The following is a 17,509-nucleotide window of genomic DNA, read 5'->3' as shown; positions in this document are numbered from 1 at the left end:
GAGCACGCGGTCGACAGGCAACGCCGGGGCGAGTCCGAAGAGGTGGAAGCAGGCTGGTAATCCAGCTACGCCGCCACCGGACTAGGACGCGAACAGCCCGCCAGCGCACCCAGCCCCGCTGCCGCCAGTTGGGCCGCGGCCACCACCGCGATCGCCGTGCCCGGGCCCGCCGCCGGGACCAGCCAGCCGCCCGCGGTCGCGCCGACGGCGAACGCGGCGATCTTGAGGCTGGCGCCGGTCGTGGCCACCTGGGCCAGCAGTTCCGGTGGGCTGTGGCGCTGGCGGACCGCCATGATCCCGGGCAGTGCCAGGCCCTCGGCGAAGCCCGTCACGAGCACCAGCACCAGCAGGACCGTGAGCGAGTCGGCCAGTGGCCAGGTCAGCAGCATGGCGCCGTACGCCGCCACGCACCCGTACACCACGACGTCCACCCGCCGTCCGAGCAGCCGCCTGCCGAGCAGCAGGGTCGCGGCCAGGCAGCCCGCCTCCAGCACCGCCCACACCGCGCCCGCCGCCTCCCGGCCCGCCCCCAGTTCCGCCGTCCACAGCGGGATCGCCGTCGCCAGGATGCCCACCGAGCCCAGGCTCAGCACCGTGGTGAGGGTCGCGCCGCGCAGCGGCGGGGTGCGCACCAGATGGGCCAGGCCCGCGCGGACCGTCGACAGCAGGCCCGGCCGGTCGGCCCGCGTGGGCGGCATCGCGGGCAGCAGACCGGTCAGCGCCGCGCCGAGCGCCGCGAGGACCGCGATCGCGAGCACCGCCGCCTCGGGGGACACCAGGGCGGCCAGGGCGCCCGCGAGGGCCGGGCCCGCGATGGCGGCGAGGTTGAACACCGCCGCGTCCAGCGCGTTGGCCCGGGTCAGGTCGGCGGCCAGGTGCGGCACCAGGCTCGAATAGCCGCCGCTGGTCAGCGGCAGCGCGAAGCCGGTGAGCGCCGCCAGCGCGTACGGCGGCCAGCCGCTCGTCACCACCATGCCGACGCAGGACAGCGCCAGCAGCACCCCGCCGAGCGCCAGCACCGCACGCCGGTGCGCGGTGCGGTCCAGCCACGCGCCCAACAGCGGCCCGGACACCACCGACGGCAGGGTGTACGCCGTCACCATCGCGCCCGCCAGCAGAGGATCGCCGGTCCGCCCCAGCACCAGCAGGACGACCGCGACGCCGACCATCTCGTCCGCGACCCGCGCGCAGGTCGCCGCCCCCAGGTACGCGCGCATCACCCTCCTCGACGGTGCCTGCGCACACTCTCCTCGACGAGGTCCAGCACCGGCCCCAGGTTTTCCGCGGGCAGCCCCATCGCCATGTGGCTCACCAGGCCCTCCAGGACCAACTCCAGGAAGGCCGTGAGCACCGTCACATCGATGTCGTCGCGCAGGTTGCCCGCCTCGCGCTGGCGCAGCAGGCGGTTGCGGGTGGCGACGGTGAGCTGCTCGGAGCGCTCGGCCCAGCGGGCGCGGAACTCCGGGTCCGTGCGCAGCCGCCGGGAGACCTCCAGCCGGGTGCCCAGCCAGTCGGCCGGGCTGTCGCCGTTGCCGGGGGGCACGGCCAGCAGGTCGCGCATCACCTGGACCAGGCCCTGCTCGGCGACGACCTCGGTCATCCGCAGCACGTCGTCCTCGGCGAGGGCGAGGAACAGCGACTCCTTGTCGCGGAAGTGGTGGAAGATCGCGCCCCGGGACAGGCCGGTGGCCTCCTCGAGCCTGCGCACCGTGGCGCCCTCGTAGCCGTGGCGGGCGAAGCAGGAGCGGGCCCCGTCGAGGATCTGGCGGCGGCGCGCGTCGAGGTGGTCCTGGCTTACCCGTGGCATGGGGCGATCGTGGCAGCCGGGTGCGGAAGAAGCAATCCGTACGTACGTATTGGGTATCACGTCCCCCGAGGACGGCTGCGACTGTCGGTCCCCGCGTGTAGCGTCGGACGGGCCGCAAAGCGGTGATGTTACGGCACAGCGATTCTCGCCAGAAAGGGACCACGCACGTGACCGCACTCCGCGAAGCCGCCCAGCCCGACGGGCGGCGCTTGCGGGCCAGGGTCGAGGCGGAGGCCTACGTCGCCTCGGTGTGCTTCAAACACGGCCCACCGCGCCTCACCGGCGTCGAGCTGGAATGGACCGTCCACCACCGCGACGATCCCCGGCGGCCGCTCGACCCCGACGCCCTCGCCGCCGCCCTGGGCCCCCACACCCCGCGCACCCTGCGCCCCGACAGTCCCCATCTCCCGCTCCCGGCCGGTTCGGCCGTCACCCTCGAACCCGGCGGGCAGGTCGAGATCTCCTCCCAGCCCGCAGCCCACCTCGGCGACCTCATCGACGCGGTCACCGCCGACCACCGCACGCTCTGCCTGCGGCTCGACGAGGTCGGCCTCACCCTCGGCGAACGCGGCACCGACGCGTTCCGCGCCCCCATCCGCCTGCTCGACACCCCGCGCTACGCGGCGATGGAGCGCGCCTTCGCCCCGATCGGCCCCGACGGCATCACGATGATGTGCGCCACCGCGGGCCTGCAGGTCTGCATCGACGTCGGCCAGCCCGGCGACGTCGCGGTCCGCTGGGCGGCGGTCAGCTCGCTGGGGCCCGTGTTCGTCGCGCTGTTCGCCAATTCGCCCGTCCTGTCCGGACAGGTCACCGGATGGGCGTCCACCCGCACCCGCGCCGTCCTCGGCGTCGACCCCGCGCGCAGCAGACCCGTCCCGATCACCGACGACCCCGTGGGCACCTGGGCCCGGCACGTCCTCGACACGCCCCTGTTATGCGTGCGCAGGGAAGAAGGCGCCTGGGACGCGCCGAGCGGCGTCACCTTCGCCGACTGGATCGCGGGCGCGCTGCCCACCGTGCCCACCACCACGGACCTCGACTACCACATCTCCACCCTGTTCCCCCCGGTCCGCCCGCACGGCTACTTCGAGGTCCGCTACCTCGACGCCCAGCACGGCGGCGACTGGATCACCCCGGCGGCGCTGCTGGCCGCCCTGATGTCCGACCGCGCGACCGTCGAGGCGGTCGTCGCCGCGTGCGAGCCGGTCGCCGACCGGTGGTTGCCCGCCGCCCGGCTCGGCCTGGCCGACCGCCCCTCGGCCGACGCCGCGCGCACCGTCATCGACCTCGGCCTGCGCGCGCTGCCCGCGCTGGGCCTGCCGCCGGGCGCGGCCGCGGCGGTCACCGCCCGGCTGACGCGCACGGCCGATCGACTGACGACCCTTGGGAGGCCGGCATGACCAGCACGGAGCGCATCCAGACTGATCGGCTGCGCGAGCGCGTCGCCGAGGACCTGCGGCGGGCCCGCGAGCGCAGCACCCTGCTCACCGACGCCGTGGACGACGACGACCTGGTCCGCCAGCACTCCAGGCTCATGTCCCCGCTGGTGTGGGACCTCGCCCACATCGGCAACCAGGAGGAGCTGTGGCTGGTGCGGGACGTGGGCGGGCGCGACCCCGTCCGGCACGACATCGACGACCTCTACGACGCCTTCCAGCACCCGCGGGCCGACCGGCCGTCGCTGCCGCTGCTCAACCCGGCCGAGGCCCGCGGCTACGTCCGCGAGGTCCGCGACAAGGTGCTCGACGTGCTGGAGAGGTCCCCGCTGGAGGGTCGTCCGCTGGTGGAGCGGGCGTTCGCCTTCGGCATGATCGTGCAGCACGAGCAGCAGCACGACGAGACCATGCTGGCCACCCACCAGCTCCGCAAGGGCGCGCCGGTGCTGCACGCCGAGCCGCCGCCGCCCGCCGCGCCGCTGCCCGCGCGCGAGGTGCTCGTCCCGGGTGGACCGTTCACCATGGGCACGTCGGCCGAGCCGTGGGCGCTGGACAACGAGCGGCCCGCGTTCGGCGTGGACCTCGCGCCGTACTGGATCGACACGGTGCCGGTGAGCAACGGCGACTACCTGGCGTTCATCGACGCGGGCGGCTACGACGACCCGCGCTGGTGGTCGGAGAGCGGCTGGGCGCACCGGATGAAGGCGTCGCTGAGCGCGCCGCGGTTCTGGGAGCGCGACGGCGACCGCTGGGTGCGCACCCGCTTCGGCGTCGTGGAGCCGGTCCCGCTCGACGAGCCGGTGGTGCACGTGTGCTTCCACGAGGCCGCCGCCTACGCGAAGTGGGCGGGCAAGCGGCTGCCGACGGAGGCCGAGTGGGAGAAGGCCGCGCGCTGGGACCCGGCGTCCGGGCGCTCCCGCCGGTACCCGTGGGGTGACGATGACCCCGGGCCGCAGCACGCGAACCTGGGCCAGCGGCACCTGCGGCCCGCGCCGGTCGGCGCGTACCCGGCGGGGGAGTCCCCGCTGGGCGTGCGGCAGCTGATCGGCGACGTCTGGGAGTGGTGCGACTCGGACTTCCTGCCGTACCCCGGTTTCCGGGCGTTCCCGTACAAGGAGTACTCCGAGGTGTTCTTCCGCGGCGACTACAAGATGCTGCGCGGCGGCTCGTTCGGCACCGACGCGGCGGCCGTGCGCGGCACGTTCCGCAACTGGGACCACCCGATCCGGCGGCAGATCTTCGCCGGGTTCCGCTGCGCCCGCGACGCGGAACGGCCCTGATCATGTGCCGCCACCTGGGGTACCTCGGCCCCGCCGTGCCCTTGTCCAGCCTGCTGCTCGACCCGCCGTCGGGGCTGCTGCGCCAGACCTGGGCCCCGACGGACATGCGCCGGGGCGGCACGGTGAACGCCGACGGCTTCGGCGTCGGCTGGCACACGCCGTCGGGCGTCGTGCGCTACCGCCGCGCGGTTCCGATGTGGACGGACACCTCGTTCGCGTCGCTCGCCGCGGCCACGTCGAGCGGGTCCGTGCTCGCCGCCGCCCGCTCGGCGACGGTGGGCATGCCGGTCGTGGAGACCGCGTGCGCGCCGTTCACCGAGGGCGACTGGCTGTTCAGCCACAACGGCGTCGTCGCGGGCTGGCCGGACAGCGTCGCCGATCTCGCCTCGACCCTGCCCGCCGTCGACCTGATGACCATGGACGCGCCCACGGACAGCGCGTTCCTCTGGGTCCTGGTGCGCAACCGCTTGCGCGCCGGGGCGACGCTCGCCGACGCGCTGTCCTCGGTCGTCGCGGACGTCATCGCCCGCGCCCCCGATTCCCGCCTCAACCTCCTGCTGACCGACGGCCGCACGATGGCCGCGACGACCTGGTGGCACTCCCTGTCCGTGCTCCGCGCCGACGACGCCGTCGTGATCGCCTCGGAGCCGGGGGACGACTCGCCGCTGTGGACGCCCGTCGCGGACCGCATGCTGGTGACGGCCACCCTCGACCCCCATCCCGACGTGCGGATCACCGCACTGCCCGAGCCGGAAGGCCACCGCGTGCCCCCCACCGTGGAGATCCACCTGCCCGCCGACCACGCCGCCCGCGCCCTGGCCGCGGACGTGCGCTCCGGGCTGGCCGCGTCCCCGAAGTCGCTGCCGCCCAAGTGGTTCTACGACGCCAGGGGCAGCGAGCTGTTCGACGCCATCACCCGCCTGCCCGAGTACTACCCGACCCGCGCCGAGGCCGAGATCCTGCGCGCGCATGCCGCAGACATCGCCGCGACGACCGGCGCGCACACGCTGGTGGAGCTGGGCTCGGGCTCGTCGGAGAAGACCCGCCTGCTGCTCACCGCGCTGCGCGACGCCGGTTCCCTGCGCAGCATCGTCGCGCTGGACGTGTCGGAGTCGGCGCTGCGCGAGGCGACGGCGGCGCTGACCGAGGAGTACCCGCTGGCCGAGGTGCGCGGCGTGGTCGGCGACTTCACCGAGCACCTGGCGCTGGTCCCGGGCGAGCCGCCGCGCATGGTGGCGTTCCTGGGCAGCACGATCGGCAACCTGCTGCCCGACGAGCGCGCCAAGTTCCTCGGCGCGCTGCGCGGGACGCTGCTGCCGGGGGAGTGGCTGCTGCTGGGCACGGACCTGGTCAAGGACCGCGACACGCTCGTGCGGGCCTACGACGACGGCGCGGGCGTGACCGCCGACTTCAACCGCAACGTCCTGCGGGTGCTGAACCGGGAACTGCGCGCGGACTTCGACGTCGAGGCGTTCGAGCACGTCGCGGTGTGGGACGCCGAGCAGGAGTGGATCGAGATGCGCCTGCGGTCCGTGCGCGCGCAGCGGGTGGCGATCGCCGAGCTGGGCATGATTGTGGACTTCGCCGAGGGGGAGGAGCTGCGCACCGAGACCTCCGCGAAGTTCCGCCGCGACGGCATCACCGAGGAGCTGGCCACCGCGGGCTTCACCGTGCACCGCTGGTGGACCGACGCGGAGAACCGGTTCGCCCTGTCGCTGTCCCGGGCGGAGTAGTCCACCCGGGAGCGGGCGGCCCGCCGCCCGCTCCCGCGCCGGGCTCAGACGACGCTGCGGATGATCAGCAGCACGGCGCTGGCCGCCGCGATCGCCAGCACGGCCACCCGCAGCCGCGGCCCGGCGACGAGCCTGCGCGCCGGTCCGGAGATCAGGAACCCCACGACGATGAATGGGACCAGCGCGGCCGCGGCCACCAGGTGCTCGCCGCGCACCTGCCCGGCGAACGCGAGCGTGGCGACCGACGAGACGGCGGCGAGCAGGAAGAACGCGTTGAGCGTCGCGCGGACCGTCGGGCCCGCCTGGTTCTGGTAGAGCAGCGCCATCGGCGGCCCGCCGATCGCGCTCACCGTGCCGAACACCCCCGACGCCGTGCCCGCCACGACCAGCCCCGGCGGGGTCACCCTGGGCCGCCAGGTGACCACCGACAGCACGACGCACGCGAGCACGGTGAGGCCGATGACCAGGTTGAACCCGGTCACCGGGAGCAGGACCAGGGCCAGCAGACCCAGCAGGTTGCCCGGCAGCCTGCCCACCATCGCCCACCCGACCCCGCGCCAGTCGATCGCCCGCCGCTCCCGCAGGCTGAGCGCGGCGGCGAGCACGCAGGCGACGAAGAGGATGGGGACGGGCACGAACACGGGGTCCAGCAGCGCCAGCAGCGGCCCGGAGATCAGGTTGAGCCCGTAGCCCACCGCGCCTTGCACCACCGCGGCGGCCAGCATGATCGACCCCGCGAGTGCGATAACTGTCCAGGACATGAGACCTCCGGCCCCAACGTACGGGGACGAGCGTGCGCGCGAGCCGGGGATGTGGCGCGCGCCTCCTTCCGGCCGTATGTGCTCGACCGGCGTGACGGTGGAGGAGTGGGACGCCGACGCCGCCCTGCTGCCCCGCCACCGCCGAGTGTGGGTGAGGCGGCGGGTGGTTCTGGTCGGCATGGCGTAGGGGCGGTGTGGGGGTGGGCGGTGGGTAGTTCTGGTCTTACGAGGTAGGGCGCAGGGGGTGTTGCGGGTGTGGGCGAGACGGTGGGCGATTCTGGTCGGCATGGCGTGGGTGCTGGAGGTGTTGCGGTGTGTGGGTGGGTTGGCGGGTGGTTCCGGTCGGCACGGTGTAGGTGCCGGGGGTGTTGCGGTGTGTGGGTGGGTTGGCGGGTGGTTCCGGTCGTTACGGCGTAGGCGCCGGAGGCGTTGCGGTGTGAGCGGACGGCGGATAGTCCTGGTCGGCATGGTGTAGGTGTTGGCGGGGTGATGGGTGGTTCCGGTCGGCACGGCGTGGGTGCTGGAGGTATTGCGGTGTGGGCGGGGCAGTGGGTGGTTCCGGTCGGCACGACGTGGTGCTGGAGGTGTTGCGGTGTGGGCGGGACGGCCGGTGATCCCGGTCGTCAGGGCGTAGGCCCCGGAGGCGTCGCCGCGGGCGGTGGGACAGCGGCGTGGTCGGGCGATTGTCGGTGCCCTGTGATGGGGTGGCGGGCATGGCGAAGAACGACATCCTGGTCCTCGGCGCCAGCGGCACCACCGGCCGCCGCGTCGTGGCGGGCCTGCGCGCCCGCGCCCTCCCCGTCCGCCCCGCGTCGCGGTCCGGCGCGGTGCGCTTCGACTGGTCCGACCCCGCCACCTGGGAGCCCGCGCTCGCCGGGGCGTCCCGGCTGTACCTGATGGCCCCGCACGAGCTGCCCGTCGACCCCGCCTTCGTCCACCAGGCCGTCGACCAGGGCGTCGAGCGGATCGTGCTGCTGTCGAGCCGGGCCATCGAGGTCATGGGCGACGAGCGTCTCCAGGCCGCCGAACGCACAGTGCGCGACTCGGGCGCGGAGTGGACCATCATCCGCCCGGACTGGTTCAACCAGAACTTCGACGAGGGCGTCTTCCGCCCGGCCGTCGACGCGGGCGAGCTCGCCGTCCCCCTGGCCGACACCCGCTTCCCCTTCATCGACGCCGATGACATCGCAGCCGTCGCCACGACCGCCTTGACCGAGGACGGCCACGCGGGCCTCACCTACGAGATCACCGGCCCCGAGGCCCTGTCCTTCGCCGACGCCCTGGAACGCATCGGCAAGGCCACCGGCCGCACCATCACCTTCCACGACACCCCAGACGCCTACCGCGCGGCCATGTCCGCCCTCGGCCTGCCAGCCGAGCAGATCGACCAGGAGATCACCGCCTTCACCGCCCTCCAGGCCCAAGGCGACGGCACCCCCACCGACACCGTCCACCGCGTCACCGGCCGCGCCCCCAAGGACTTCGACACCTACGTAGCGGAAGCGTGGTGACGTGCGAAGACGCAAGCGGGCGGAGCAGGCGAGAAAGTGGATCACCCACCAAGCGATCCTGCACATCCGCGCGATGGCCTACCGCCGTGAGGCCCACTGCCACGACTCCTTCCCCGACGCGGATCACCTGGAACAGATTCGGCTCCTGGCCGACCTCTGCGACACCCTCGTCCCCGGCGACGACCCCGTGTCCGCACTCCAGTGGACGTGGAGACCAGAGGCGCCGCCGGGCAGCGATGGATGCGCCACTGCCTGGCGCAGCGCGGCATCGCCATCGAAACGCTGATCGACGTCAAACCCGCTCCACCTCAGGACGCCGCGGATTGAGTCGGTGGCCCCACGCCTGACACGACTGCAACGGCAGGCATGGTGGAATCGGCGAGTGCGATAACCCTCCGAGGGATAGAGACCGCTGGCAGACTCGCGTCCGTGCCTGAACCTGGTGTTCGCAACGAGGTGGTCGGCTCAGTCATCGGACCCGTGGTGCAGACGGGCTCGATTCACAACCTGGTCTTGACCCACGACCACCTGCCAGTGCCTCGACAGCTGCCGATGGCCGTACCGGACCTGGTGGGCCGGTCAGAACAGGTGGCGAAGCTCGACGCCCTGTTCGCGACGGCGGGCGGCCGTGACGGCCGGACGATGGTGATCTCCGCGGTCGAGGGCTTACCCGGTGTCGGCAAGACCGCCTTGGCGCTGTGCTGGGCACATCAGGTGCAGGCCGCCTTCCCCGACGGAACGCTGTATACCGACCTCCGCGGATACGGCCCGGGGAGACCGGCACGCCCCGGCGAGGTGTTGGACGGGTTCCTCCGGGCGCTGGGCACACGGCCTGAGCAGATCCCGACGACTGTGGAGGCCCGGGCCGGGCTGTACCGGTCACTACTGGCCGAACGCAACGTGTTGGTAGTTCTGGACAACGCCAACTCGGCTGGACAGGTTAGACCGCTGCTGCCAGGAAGTCCCGGCAGCCTGGTCCTGGTGACGAGCCGGGACAGTCTCACCGGCCTGGTGAGCGGGCAGCACGCGCACCGCCTCACCTTGGCGCCGCTGACGCCGACGGAGGCCGCAGAGCTGATCAGTCTGGCCATCGGTCGGCACCGCGCTGTGGCCGAGGCCCCGGCGGTGGCCGAACTCGCCGGGCTCTGCGGCCTGCTGCCGGTGGCCCTGCGCATCGCGGGTAGCCGCATCGCAGGCCGCCCTCATCTGCGGGTTGCGGATGTGGTGGACGAGATGAGGGTCGACAGGCTCGGTGTGTTGCGCACGCCGACCGACGAGGCCTCAGACGTGTCCGCGGTCTTCGGGTGGTCGTATCGGCGGCTTACCGCAGAGCAGGCGGCCATGTTCCGCGGCCTCGGCCTGCATCCCGGGCCCGGGATCAGCCTGCACGCGGCCGCCGCGATCGGCGGCGTGTCGACCGGCCAGGCGCGGCGACTCCTGGACGATCTGGCCGCGGTCAATCTGGTCGAACAGCGCGCGAGAGATCGCTACGAGTTGCATGACTTGCTTCGCGAGTACGCGCGCGACCGCGCGCGCCACGATGATCCGCCCGGTGCACGTGACGAGGCGATCGGCCGCGTCCTGTCGTGGTATGCCCGCATGGCCGCCATGGCAGACCGGCTTCTCTATCCCGCGTACGTTCGCTGGCGCGCACACCCGGGGAACACTTCGGTGGAGCTGATCCCGTTGGCCGACCGGGGCGCCGCTACGGCGTGGTTGACCATGGAACGGCAGAACCTCATGGCAGTAGTCCGCCACGCCAGCGCCCACGAGCGGGATGTCCTGGTGTTGTCTCTGGTACACGCCGTCGAGACGTTCTTCTACCATCACGCGTACTGGGACGAGTTGTTCGAGATGCTCTCCTTGGGGATCGCCGCCGCGGGGCGGACGGGTGATCCCGCCAGCCACGCCTGGTTCCTGACCCGCTCCGGCTGGGCACGTCTGCAGCGGTCAGGTTGGCAGGACGCGCTCGGCGACCTGCTCGGCGCGCTGGCCTTGGCTCGCGAAGTCGGAGACCCCTACCTGGAGGCGTACGCGCGCAATGATCTAGGAATGGTGTCCCTACGGCGGAATCGTTTCGCCGACGCATTGGACTACCTGCTCCCTGCCGTCTCCCTGAGCCGGGGAACCGACACCGGGCGTCAAGAGGCGTTTGTGCACTGCAACGTCAGCAGCGCCTTGATGGGACTGGGCCGCCACCGCCAGGCCCTGAGCCACGCGGAGCACAGCCTGCGTCTACGACGGCAGGCGGACGACCGCGAGGGCGAGGTCTTCACGCTCAACCAGCTGGCCCGCGTCCGGTCGTGTCTAGGCGACCACCTCGGAGCGATCAGCGCGTGTGAGGACGCCCTCGCGATCTCGGCGGACTATGCCTACCTTCCGGACATCGCGGCCACCCTCGACACGCTGGGCACAGCGCAGCGGAGTCTCGGAGACGTGCGTAGCGCCCGGGCCCACTGGTCGGAGGCGCTGCGCATCTACGACTCGTTCTGCGATTACCGCGCCACCGACCTGCGTGATCGTCTTGCCGATCTGCCGACGGAGGACGAATGACACCGGGGCCGCCCCCAGGAGGAGCGGCCCCGACGTCATGGCGCGTCTTTAGTTGGAGACCATCTTCCGCAGGACGTACTGCATGATGCCGCCGTTGCGGTAGTAGTCAGCCTCACCCGGGGTGTCGATGCGGACGTCCGCGTCGAAGTCCACAGTGGAGCCGTCGGCCTTCGTGGCGGTGACCTTGACCGTGCGCGGGGTTGCGCCGTCGTTCAACGCCGTGATGCCCGTGATGTCGTAGGTCTCGGTGCCGTCCAGGCCCAGGGATTCCGCCGTCTGACCGGCCGGGAACTGCAGCGGGAGGACGCCCATGCCGATCAGGTTCGAGCGGTGGATGCGCTCGAAGGACTCGGCGATCACCGCGCGCACGCCCAGCAGCGAGGTGCCCTTGGCCGCCCAGTCGCGGGAGGAGCCGGAGCCGTACTCCTTGCCCGCCAGGACCACCAGCGGGATGCCCGCGGCGGCGTAGTTCTGCGCGGCGTCGTAGATGAACGCCTGCTCGCCGCCCGCGGTGAAGTCGCGGGTGTAGCCGCCCTGGACGTCGTCCAGCAGCAGGTTGCGCAGCCGGATGTTGGCGAACGTGCCGCGGATCATCACCTCGTGGTTGCCGCGCCGGGAGCCGTAGGAGTTGAAGTCCTTGCGCTCCACGCCGTGCTCGGTCAGGTACTTGCCCGCGGGCGAGTCCTGCTTGATCGCACCGGCCGGGGAGATGTGGTCGGTGGTGACCGAGTCGCCCAGCAGGGCGAGGACGCGGGCACCCGCGATGTCGACCACCGGGGCGGGCTCCATCTGCATCCCGTCGAAGTACGGGGGCTTGCGCACGTACGTCGACTCCGCGTCCCACTCGAAGGTGTTGCCGGTCGGCGTCGGCAGGGACTGCCAGCGCTGGTCGCCCGCGAACACGTCGGAGTAGCTGGAGGCGAAGCCCTCCGCCGACATCGCCGAGGCGATGACCTCGGAGATCTCCTGCGGCGACGGCCAGATGTCCGACAGCATGACCGGCTGCCCGTCCGACCCGGTGCCCAGCGGCTCGGTAGTGATGTCGATGTCCATCGACCCGGCCAGCGCGTAGGCCACCACCAGCGGCGGCGAGGCCAGGTAGTTCATCTTCACGTCCGGGTTGATCCGGCCCTCGAAGTTGCGGTTGCCCGACAGCACGGACACCACTGCCAGGTCCGACTCCTGCACCGCGGCGGAGATCTCCTCCTGCAGCGGGCCGGAGTTGCCGATGCAGGTGGTGCAGCCGTAGCCGACCAGGTGGAAGCCCAGCTTCTCCAGGTACGGCATCAGGCCCGCGCGCTCGTAGTAGTCCATGACGACCTTCGAGCCCGGCGCCAGCGTGGTCTTCACCCACGGCTTGCGCTCCAGCCCGCGCTCCACGGCCTTCTTGGCCAGCAGCGCCGCGCCGATCATGACCGACGGGTTGGACGTGTTGGTGCACGAGGTGATCGCCGCGATGGCGACCGCGCCGTGGTCGAGCTCGAACTCCGCACCGTCCACGGTGACCCGCGTCGGCTTGGAGACGCGGCCCTGCGCGCCCCGCGCGGCCGAGTGGTAGTCGAACGGCGCGCCCTCGCCGCCGTCGCCGTCGAACACGGCGGGGGAGTCGCTGGCCGGGAAGGACTCCTTGCCCGCCTCGTCCACACCGGACTCCGGGCCCGCGGTGGCGTAGCTGCCCAGCGCGGCGCGGAACGCGCTCTTGGCGTCGGTCAGCTCGATGCGGTCCTGCGGGCGCTTCGGGCCTGCGATGGACGGCACGACGGTGGCCAGGTCCAGCTCCAGCGTCTCGGAGTAGACCGGCTCGGCCGCCGGGTCGTGCCAGAGGCCCTGCTCCTTGGCGTACGCCTCGACCAGCGCGACCTGCTCGGCCGAGCGGCCGGTGAAGCGCAGGTACTCGATGGTCTCGTCGTCGATCGGGAAGATCGCCGCGGTGGAGCCGAACTCCGGGCTCATGTTGCCGATGGTGGCCCGGTTGGCCAGCGGGACAGCGCCGACGCCGGAGCCGTAGAACTCGACGAACTTGCCGACCACGCCCTGCTTGCGCAGCATCTCGGTGATCGTCAGCACCAGGTCGGTCGCGGTGGCGCCCGCGGGCAGCTCGCCGTGCAGCTTGAAGCCGACCACGCGCGGGATCAGCATCGACACCGGCTGGCCCAGCATGGCGGCCTCGGCCTCGATGCCGCCGACGCCCCAGCCGAGCACGCCGAGGCCGTTGACCATGGTCGTGTGCGAGTCGGTGCCGACCAGCGTGTCGGGGTAGGCCTGCCCGTTGCGGACCATGACCACGCGCGCCAGGTGCTCGATGTTGACCTGGTGGACGATGCCCGTGCCCGGCGGCACGACCTTGAACTCGTCGAAGGCGGTCTGGCCCCAGCGCAGGAACTGGTAGCGCTCCTTGTTGCGCTCGTACTCCAGGTCGACGTTGAGCTCGAAGGCGTCGGGGCGGCCGAAGATGTCGGCGATCACCGAGTGGTCGATGACGAGCTCGGCCGGGGCCAGCGGGTTGACCCTGGCCGGGTCGCCGCCGAGCTGGGTCACGGCCTCGCGCATGGTCGCCAGGTCGACGATGCACGGCACGCCGGTGAAGTCCTGCATGACCACCCGGCCGGGGGTGAACTGGATCTCCGTCGACGGCTCGGCCGCCGGGTCCCACTCGGCCAGCGCGCGGACGTGGTCGGCGGTGATGTTCGCGCCGTCCTCGGTGCGCAGGAGGTTCTCCAGCAGGATCTTCAGGCTGTACGGCAGGCGCTCGGCTCCCTTGACCGCGTCCAGGCGGAAGACCTCGTAGGAGGCATCCCCGACCTTCAGCGTGGCGCGGGCGCCGAAGCTGTCCTTGCTCGGTGTAGTCACGTCCAACTCCAGTGGCGGCGCATGTCGGTTCGGATCGACGGGGGTGAGTCTCGCGTACCCGGCCGCGGCCCGCAGCAACCCCCTGCTGCCCCAAACAGTACGCTTGTCCTGTATTACGTTTCAAGCCGCCACGCCGGGCCGGGAGTGTGATCCAGGACGCGCGAGGACCCCCGGGGCGCGCCCCGGGGGTCCTCGCGCTGGGCTCGTCGGACTAGCCGTTCGCCATCTCCAGCAGCGCCCGCACGTCCTCGGCCTCCAGGCTCTGCAGCGCGGTGACCATGACGTCGGTCAGCGACCGGATCGGGCTGACGTACCACTTGCCGTCGACCTCGACGGTCACGACGCCGGTGTTGGCCATCATGCCCTTGACCAGGCCGGTCAGCGCCTTCTCGACCTCCGGCGGCATGCCCTGGCCGCCGATCTCGGCGGCGAGGTCGTCCGCGCAGAGCTGCTGGCGCTCGCCCTGCACCTCGGCGGCGTAGCACTCGCCGTCCTTGGTGATCCTGACGGTCTGGCCGTCGGCCTCGACCTCGAGCTCCTTGAGCAGCACCTTGGTGCCGCCGTCGACGTCGGCGGTCTCGGTCACGAGGTTGACGATCCGCGCCGGGGCCGGGTCCAGCTGGCCAGCCTGCTCGACCAGCACCGGGCCCACGTCGTGCAGCACGCCCATCTCGTCCGGCGGCAGCAGCTCGATCACGCGCTCGAGGTCGGCGGCCATGGCCGCGTCGGCGAGCTGGCGCACCGCGTCGCCCGGGCTGTCGGCGCCGTTGGCCGGGATGGCCTGCTTCGGCCACTCCAGGTTCTCCGCCAGCAGCGCGTAGTCGGCCAGCGTGTAGAACAGCGACGGGTACCACTCGCCGTCCACGTTGACCGTCGCGATGCGGATGGGCTCGCCGCCGTTGTCGGCGACCTCCTTGGCGATGTCGACCGTCTCGGTCTGCGGCCGGGCGTCCATCCCGCGCGGGAACGCGGCCTCGATGAACTCCTCGGTGTAGGGCAGCTGGCTCATGTCCGAGGTGATCGTGACCGTGCCGCCGATCAGCTTGGTGATCGTGATGCGGTCGTTGACCTTCTCCGCGGCGGCGTCGTCGAACTTGAGGTTCTCGGCCTTGAGCTCGAAGCCGGTCATCTTGTTGGGGTCGACACCGGGCTTGTAGATCTCCAGGCGCACCAGTTCCTCGGTGGTCTGGGAGTTCAGCGCGGACATCAGGTCCCGCTCGGCCGGGGCCAGCCCGGTGAGCACCCCGGCCACGTCGCCCTGGCCGATCGCGGTGACCAGGTTGGTCGCCGCGCTGGTCGGGTCCTGCGCGCCCGCGGCGACGCTGCTGCCCCGGTTCAGGAAGAAGACCGCCCCGCCGACGCCCGCCGCGGCGAGGACCACCGCGACGACGACGCCGATGATGACGCCCTTGCGCGACTTGCGCGGGGGCTCCTGGTGTCCGTACGCCCCGCCGTACTGCTGCTGCGGGTAGCCGTACTGCTGGGTCGGCTGCGGTCCGGTCTGCGGGTAGCCCGGCTGAGCGGGCTGCTGCCCGGTCTGCGGGTAGCCCTGCTGCGGGTAGCCCCCCTGCTGCGGGTAGCCCTGCGGCTGCCCCTGACCCTGCCCGTACGGGTCGTTCGGCGGCCACTGCCCGCCCTGGCCTGGATACGTCACCGTTCCCCTCCTGCGTTCTCGCGTGCGCGTCCGCGCCCGCCGAATAGCGTGCCCAGCGCTGCTGCCATGACCAGCGCGGCCCCGATCACCGTGACCGTCGGGCCCACCTCGGCGACGCCGACCGGGCCACTGCCCGCTTCGACGCGCGCGACGCCCGCGATGGTTCCGAGGATTATCGCCACGAGCAGTAGGAACGTTGCGGCCGCCCGGCGGGAGACCAGGTAGAGGCCGACGCCGAGGACCATCGCCGGGATCAGCCCGTACCACACCATCAGCAGCCACTCCAGCGCCTGGCCGCGCAGGAAACCCAGGGTCTGGATCACCCCGGCGAACTCGAAGCTGTCGCGCAGGACCGCGCCGGAGCGCAGCCACGGCAGGCACATGCCGACGATCGCCGTCAGCAGGCCCGCGATGCCGATGGCGGCGATGGCGCGTGGGTTGGGCACGGCGACCATCCTCGCAGGTCCGGTCCTCCGGCGTTACCGCTTTCGGGTGAACGGTGGTCGCCGGGCGCCGGACCCGGGGACTACTGACCGTGTGATTCGGGGACAAAGTGGCCGGAGCGACGCCTGTTCCCGCTGTTACGACTGGTCAGGATGTGTCCGAAGTGGCACAGTCGGAAAGTCCCCTGAGGACGGAGGAGGTGGGGTCGTGCGGAGCGTGATCGTCGCGCTGCTGCTGGTGTTCGCGACCGCGGGCGCCGCGGTCGCCGTCCCGCCGCCACCGCCGAACCCCAGCCAGTCCGACATCGACGCGGGCCGCCGCGAGGCGCGGGACAAGGCAGGCGAGGTCGGGCGGCTGACCAACCAGCTCGCCCGCGCCGAGGCCCGGCTGATGGACCTGCACGCCGAGGTCGAGGCCCGGATGGAGGAGGCCAACAAGGCCCTCGTCGACCTGCAGACCGCCCAGGACGCCGCGCGCGAGGCCCGGGCCGACGCCGAGGCAGCCGCGCGCGAGGCCGAGGGCGCCGCGCGCGCCGTCACCGACGCCCGGCAGGCGCTGGACGACTTCGCCGCGGGCAGCTTCAAGCAGGGCAGCACGGTCGGCTCCATCTCGGCCTACATCGGCGCGTCCAGCCCGGAGGACCTGCTGGCCCGCGCCCAGCTGCTCAACGCCGTCGGCGGCAGCGGCCTCGACGCGCTGGAGCGGATGGAACGCGCCCGCACGGTCCAGGCCAACAAGGAGTCCCTGGCCAGGGCCGCCCTCGCCGAGGCCGAGCGCGCCGAGGCCGACGCCGAGCTGGCCAAGGCCGCGGCGGACTCGGCGATGGCCAGCGCTCAGCAGGCCCGCCGCGACGCCGAGGCCAGGACCGCCGAGCTGGAGGCCGCCAGGGCCGACTACGAGCGCCAGCTCGTGGCCGCCCAGGCCAAGGTCGGCGGCCTGGAGGCCCAGCGCGAGCGCTACAACGAGTGGCTGGCCGCGAAGCGGCGGGAGGAGGCCGCGGCCAACGCCCCCCGCCCCGTCTCCGTGCAGGCCCCGCCGAGCGCGCCCGCCAGCGGCTCGGTGCAGGTGGTCATCGACCGCGCCCTGTCCCAGCTCGGCGTGCCGTACGCGTGGGGCGGCGGCAACGCCCACGGCCCGACGCGCGGCATCCGCGACGGCGGCGTGGCCGACTCCCACGGCGACTACAACAAGATCGGCTTCGACTGCAGCGGCCTGATGATCTACGCCTTCGCTGGCGTGGGCATCCGGCTCCCGCACTACTCCGGCTACCAGGCGACCTACGGCCGCAAGGTCCCGCTGTCGGCCATGCGCCCCGGCGACATGCTGTTCTGGTCCACCAGCGGCCGCATCCACCACGTGGCCCTCTACCTCGGCGACGGGCAGATGGTGGAGGCCCCGTACAGCGGCTCGCGGGTCCGGGTGGCCCCGGTCCGCTGGGGCGGACTGGAGCCCTACGCCGTCCGGCTGCTGTGACGCG

At 72.4% G+C, this 17,509-nt stretch carries 12 protein-coding genes and 1 pseudogene; 7 read left to right on the top strand and 6 right to left on the bottom strand.

Going from position 1 to position 17,509, the window contains the following annotated elements:
• Positions 1–65 precede the first annotated feature (65 nt).
• Positions 66–1,217, bottom strand: coding sequence for an MFS transporter (locus IEY98_RS15135; protein ID WP_189211061.1), 1,152 nt, complete (start codon positions 1,215–1,217; stop codon positions 66–68).
• The gene (locus IEY98_RS15130; protein WP_189211060.1) at positions 1,217–1,807 is read right to left on the bottom strand and encodes a TetR/AcrR family transcriptional regulator; all 591 of its coding nucleotides are present in this window, start codon (positions 1,805–1,807) and stop codon (positions 1,217–1,219) included. Before IEY98_RS15130 ends, IEY98_RS15135 begins: the two co-directional genes overlap by 1 nt.
• A 125-nt stretch (positions 1,808–1,932) precedes the next feature.
• Between IEY98_RS15130 and egtA the strand changes: the two genes are divergently transcribed.
• The 4 genes and pseudogenes from egtA to egtD all read left to right on the top strand — a co-directional run bounded on the left by egtA (position 1,933) and on the right by egtD (position 6,259).
• Positions 1,933–3,210 carry an ergothioneine biosynthesis glutamate--cysteine ligase EgtA gene (gene egtA, locus IEY98_RS15125; RefSeq protein ID WP_189211059.1) on the top strand — a complete coding sequence of 426 codons (1,278 nt, stop codon included), beginning with the start codon at positions 1,933–1,935 and terminating at the stop codon, positions 3,208–3,210.
• Complete coding sequence (gene egtB / locus IEY98_RS15120; RefSeq protein ID WP_189211058.1) at positions 3,207–4,526, top strand: ergothioneine biosynthesis protein EgtB; 1,320 nt, start codon at positions 3,207–3,209, stop codon at positions 4,524–4,526. The genes egtA and egtB overlap by 4 nt, the downstream gene beginning before the upstream one ends.
• 2 nt (positions 4,527–4,528) lie before the next feature.
• A pseudogene (gene egtC / locus IEY98_RS32620) lies at positions 4,529–5,269 on the top strand (ergothioneine biosynthesis protein EgtC); the annotation flags it as partial.
• Positions 5,270–5,290: 21 nt separating this feature from the next.
• Positions 5,291–6,259, top strand: a complete 969-nt coding sequence (gene egtD, locus IEY98_RS32615) for an L-histidine N(alpha)-methyltransferase (protein ID WP_229787048.1) — start codon at positions 5,291–5,293, stop codon at positions 6,257–6,259.
• Between the two features lie 44 nt (positions 6,260–6,303).
• On the opposite strand, the gene IEY98_RS15110 is transcribed toward egtD, so the two are convergent.
• Positions 6,304–7,020 (bottom strand): sulfite exporter TauE/SafE family protein, encoded by a 717-nt coding sequence (locus IEY98_RS15110; RefSeq protein ID WP_189211056.1) that lies wholly within the window; start codon positions 7,018–7,020, stop codon positions 6,304–6,306.
• 713 nt (positions 7,021–7,733) lie between these two features.
• Here IEY98_RS15110 and IEY98_RS15105 point away from each other — a divergent pair.
• Together IEY98_RS15105 and IEY98_RS15100 are read left to right on the top strand one after the other, a co-directional pair.
• Positions 7,734–8,531 carry an NmrA family NAD(P)-binding protein gene (locus tag IEY98_RS15105; protein ID WP_189211055.1) on the top strand — a complete coding sequence of 266 codons (798 nt, stop codon included), beginning with the start codon at positions 7,734–7,736 and terminating at the stop codon, positions 8,529–8,531.
• A 429-nt stretch (positions 8,532–8,960) separates the two neighbouring features.
• A complete protein-coding gene (locus IEY98_RS15100; protein WP_189211054.1) occupies positions 8,961–11,084 on the top strand; it encodes an ATP-binding protein in 2,124 nt (707 codons plus the stop codon).
• Between the two features lie 48 nt (positions 11,085–11,132).
• Here IEY98_RS15100 and IEY98_RS15095 read toward each other — a convergent pair whose 3' ends face one another.
• The 3 genes from IEY98_RS15095 to IEY98_RS15085 all read right to left on the bottom strand — a co-directional run bounded on the left by IEY98_RS15095 (position 11,133) and on the right by IEY98_RS15085 (position 16,034).
• Entirely contained in the window at positions 11,133–13,934 is a 2,802-nt protein-coding gene (locus tag IEY98_RS15095; RefSeq protein ID WP_189211053.1) for an aconitate hydratase, read from the bottom strand.
• A 211-nt stretch (positions 13,935–14,145) separates the two neighbouring features.
• Positions 14,146–15,588, bottom strand: a complete 1,443-nt coding sequence (locus IEY98_RS15090) for a flagellar basal body protein FliL (RefSeq protein ID WP_189211052.1) — start codon at positions 15,586–15,588, stop codon at positions 14,146–14,148.
• On the bottom strand, positions 15,585–16,034 hold the full coding sequence (locus IEY98_RS15085) for a hypothetical protein (RefSeq protein ID WP_189211051.1): 450 nt from the start codon (positions 16,032–16,034) through the stop codon (positions 15,585–15,587). Before IEY98_RS15085 ends, IEY98_RS15090 begins: the two co-directional genes overlap by 4 nt.
• 205 nt (positions 16,035–16,239) lie before the next feature.
• Here IEY98_RS15085 and IEY98_RS15080 point away from each other — a divergent pair, with 205 nt between their 5' ends.
• Complete coding sequence (locus IEY98_RS15080) at positions 16,240–17,505, top strand: NlpC/P60 family protein (protein ID WP_229786927.1); 1,266 nt, start codon at positions 16,240–16,242, stop codon at positions 17,503–17,505.
• The last annotated feature ends 4 nt before the right edge of the window (positions 17,506–17,509 follow it).

Source organism: Actinokineospora fastidiosa (assembly GCF_014648415.1).
Lineage (GTDB): Bacteria > Actinomycetota > Actinomycetes > Mycobacteriales > Pseudonocardiaceae > Actinokineospora > Actinokineospora fastidiosa.
This window is presented reverse-complemented; position numbering and strand designations above follow the sequence as displayed.

Coding starts and splice junctions, on each gene's coding strand:
- IEY98_RS15110 (WP_189211056.1), bottom strand. CDS start 7,020: ATGTCCTGGACAGTTATCGCACTCGCGGGGTCGATCATGCTGGCCGCC.
- egtB (WP_189211058.1), top strand. CDS start 3,207: ATGACCAGCACGGAGCGCATCCAGACTGATCGGCTGCGCGAGCGCGTC.
- IEY98_RS15130 (WP_189211060.1), bottom strand. CDS start 1,807: ATGCCACGGGTAAGCCAGGACCACCTCGACGCGCGCCGCCGCCAGATC.
- IEY98_RS15135 (WP_189211061.1), bottom strand. CDS start 1,217: ATGCGCGCGTACCTGGGGGCGGCGACCTGCGCGCGGGTCGCGGACGAG.
- IEY98_RS15105 (WP_189211055.1), top strand. CDS start 7,734: ATGGCGAAGAACGACATCCTGGTCCTCGGCGCCAGCGGCACCACCGGC.
- egtA (WP_189211059.1), top strand. CDS start 1,933: ATGTTACGGCACAGCGATTCTCGCCAGAAAGGGACCACGCACGTGACC.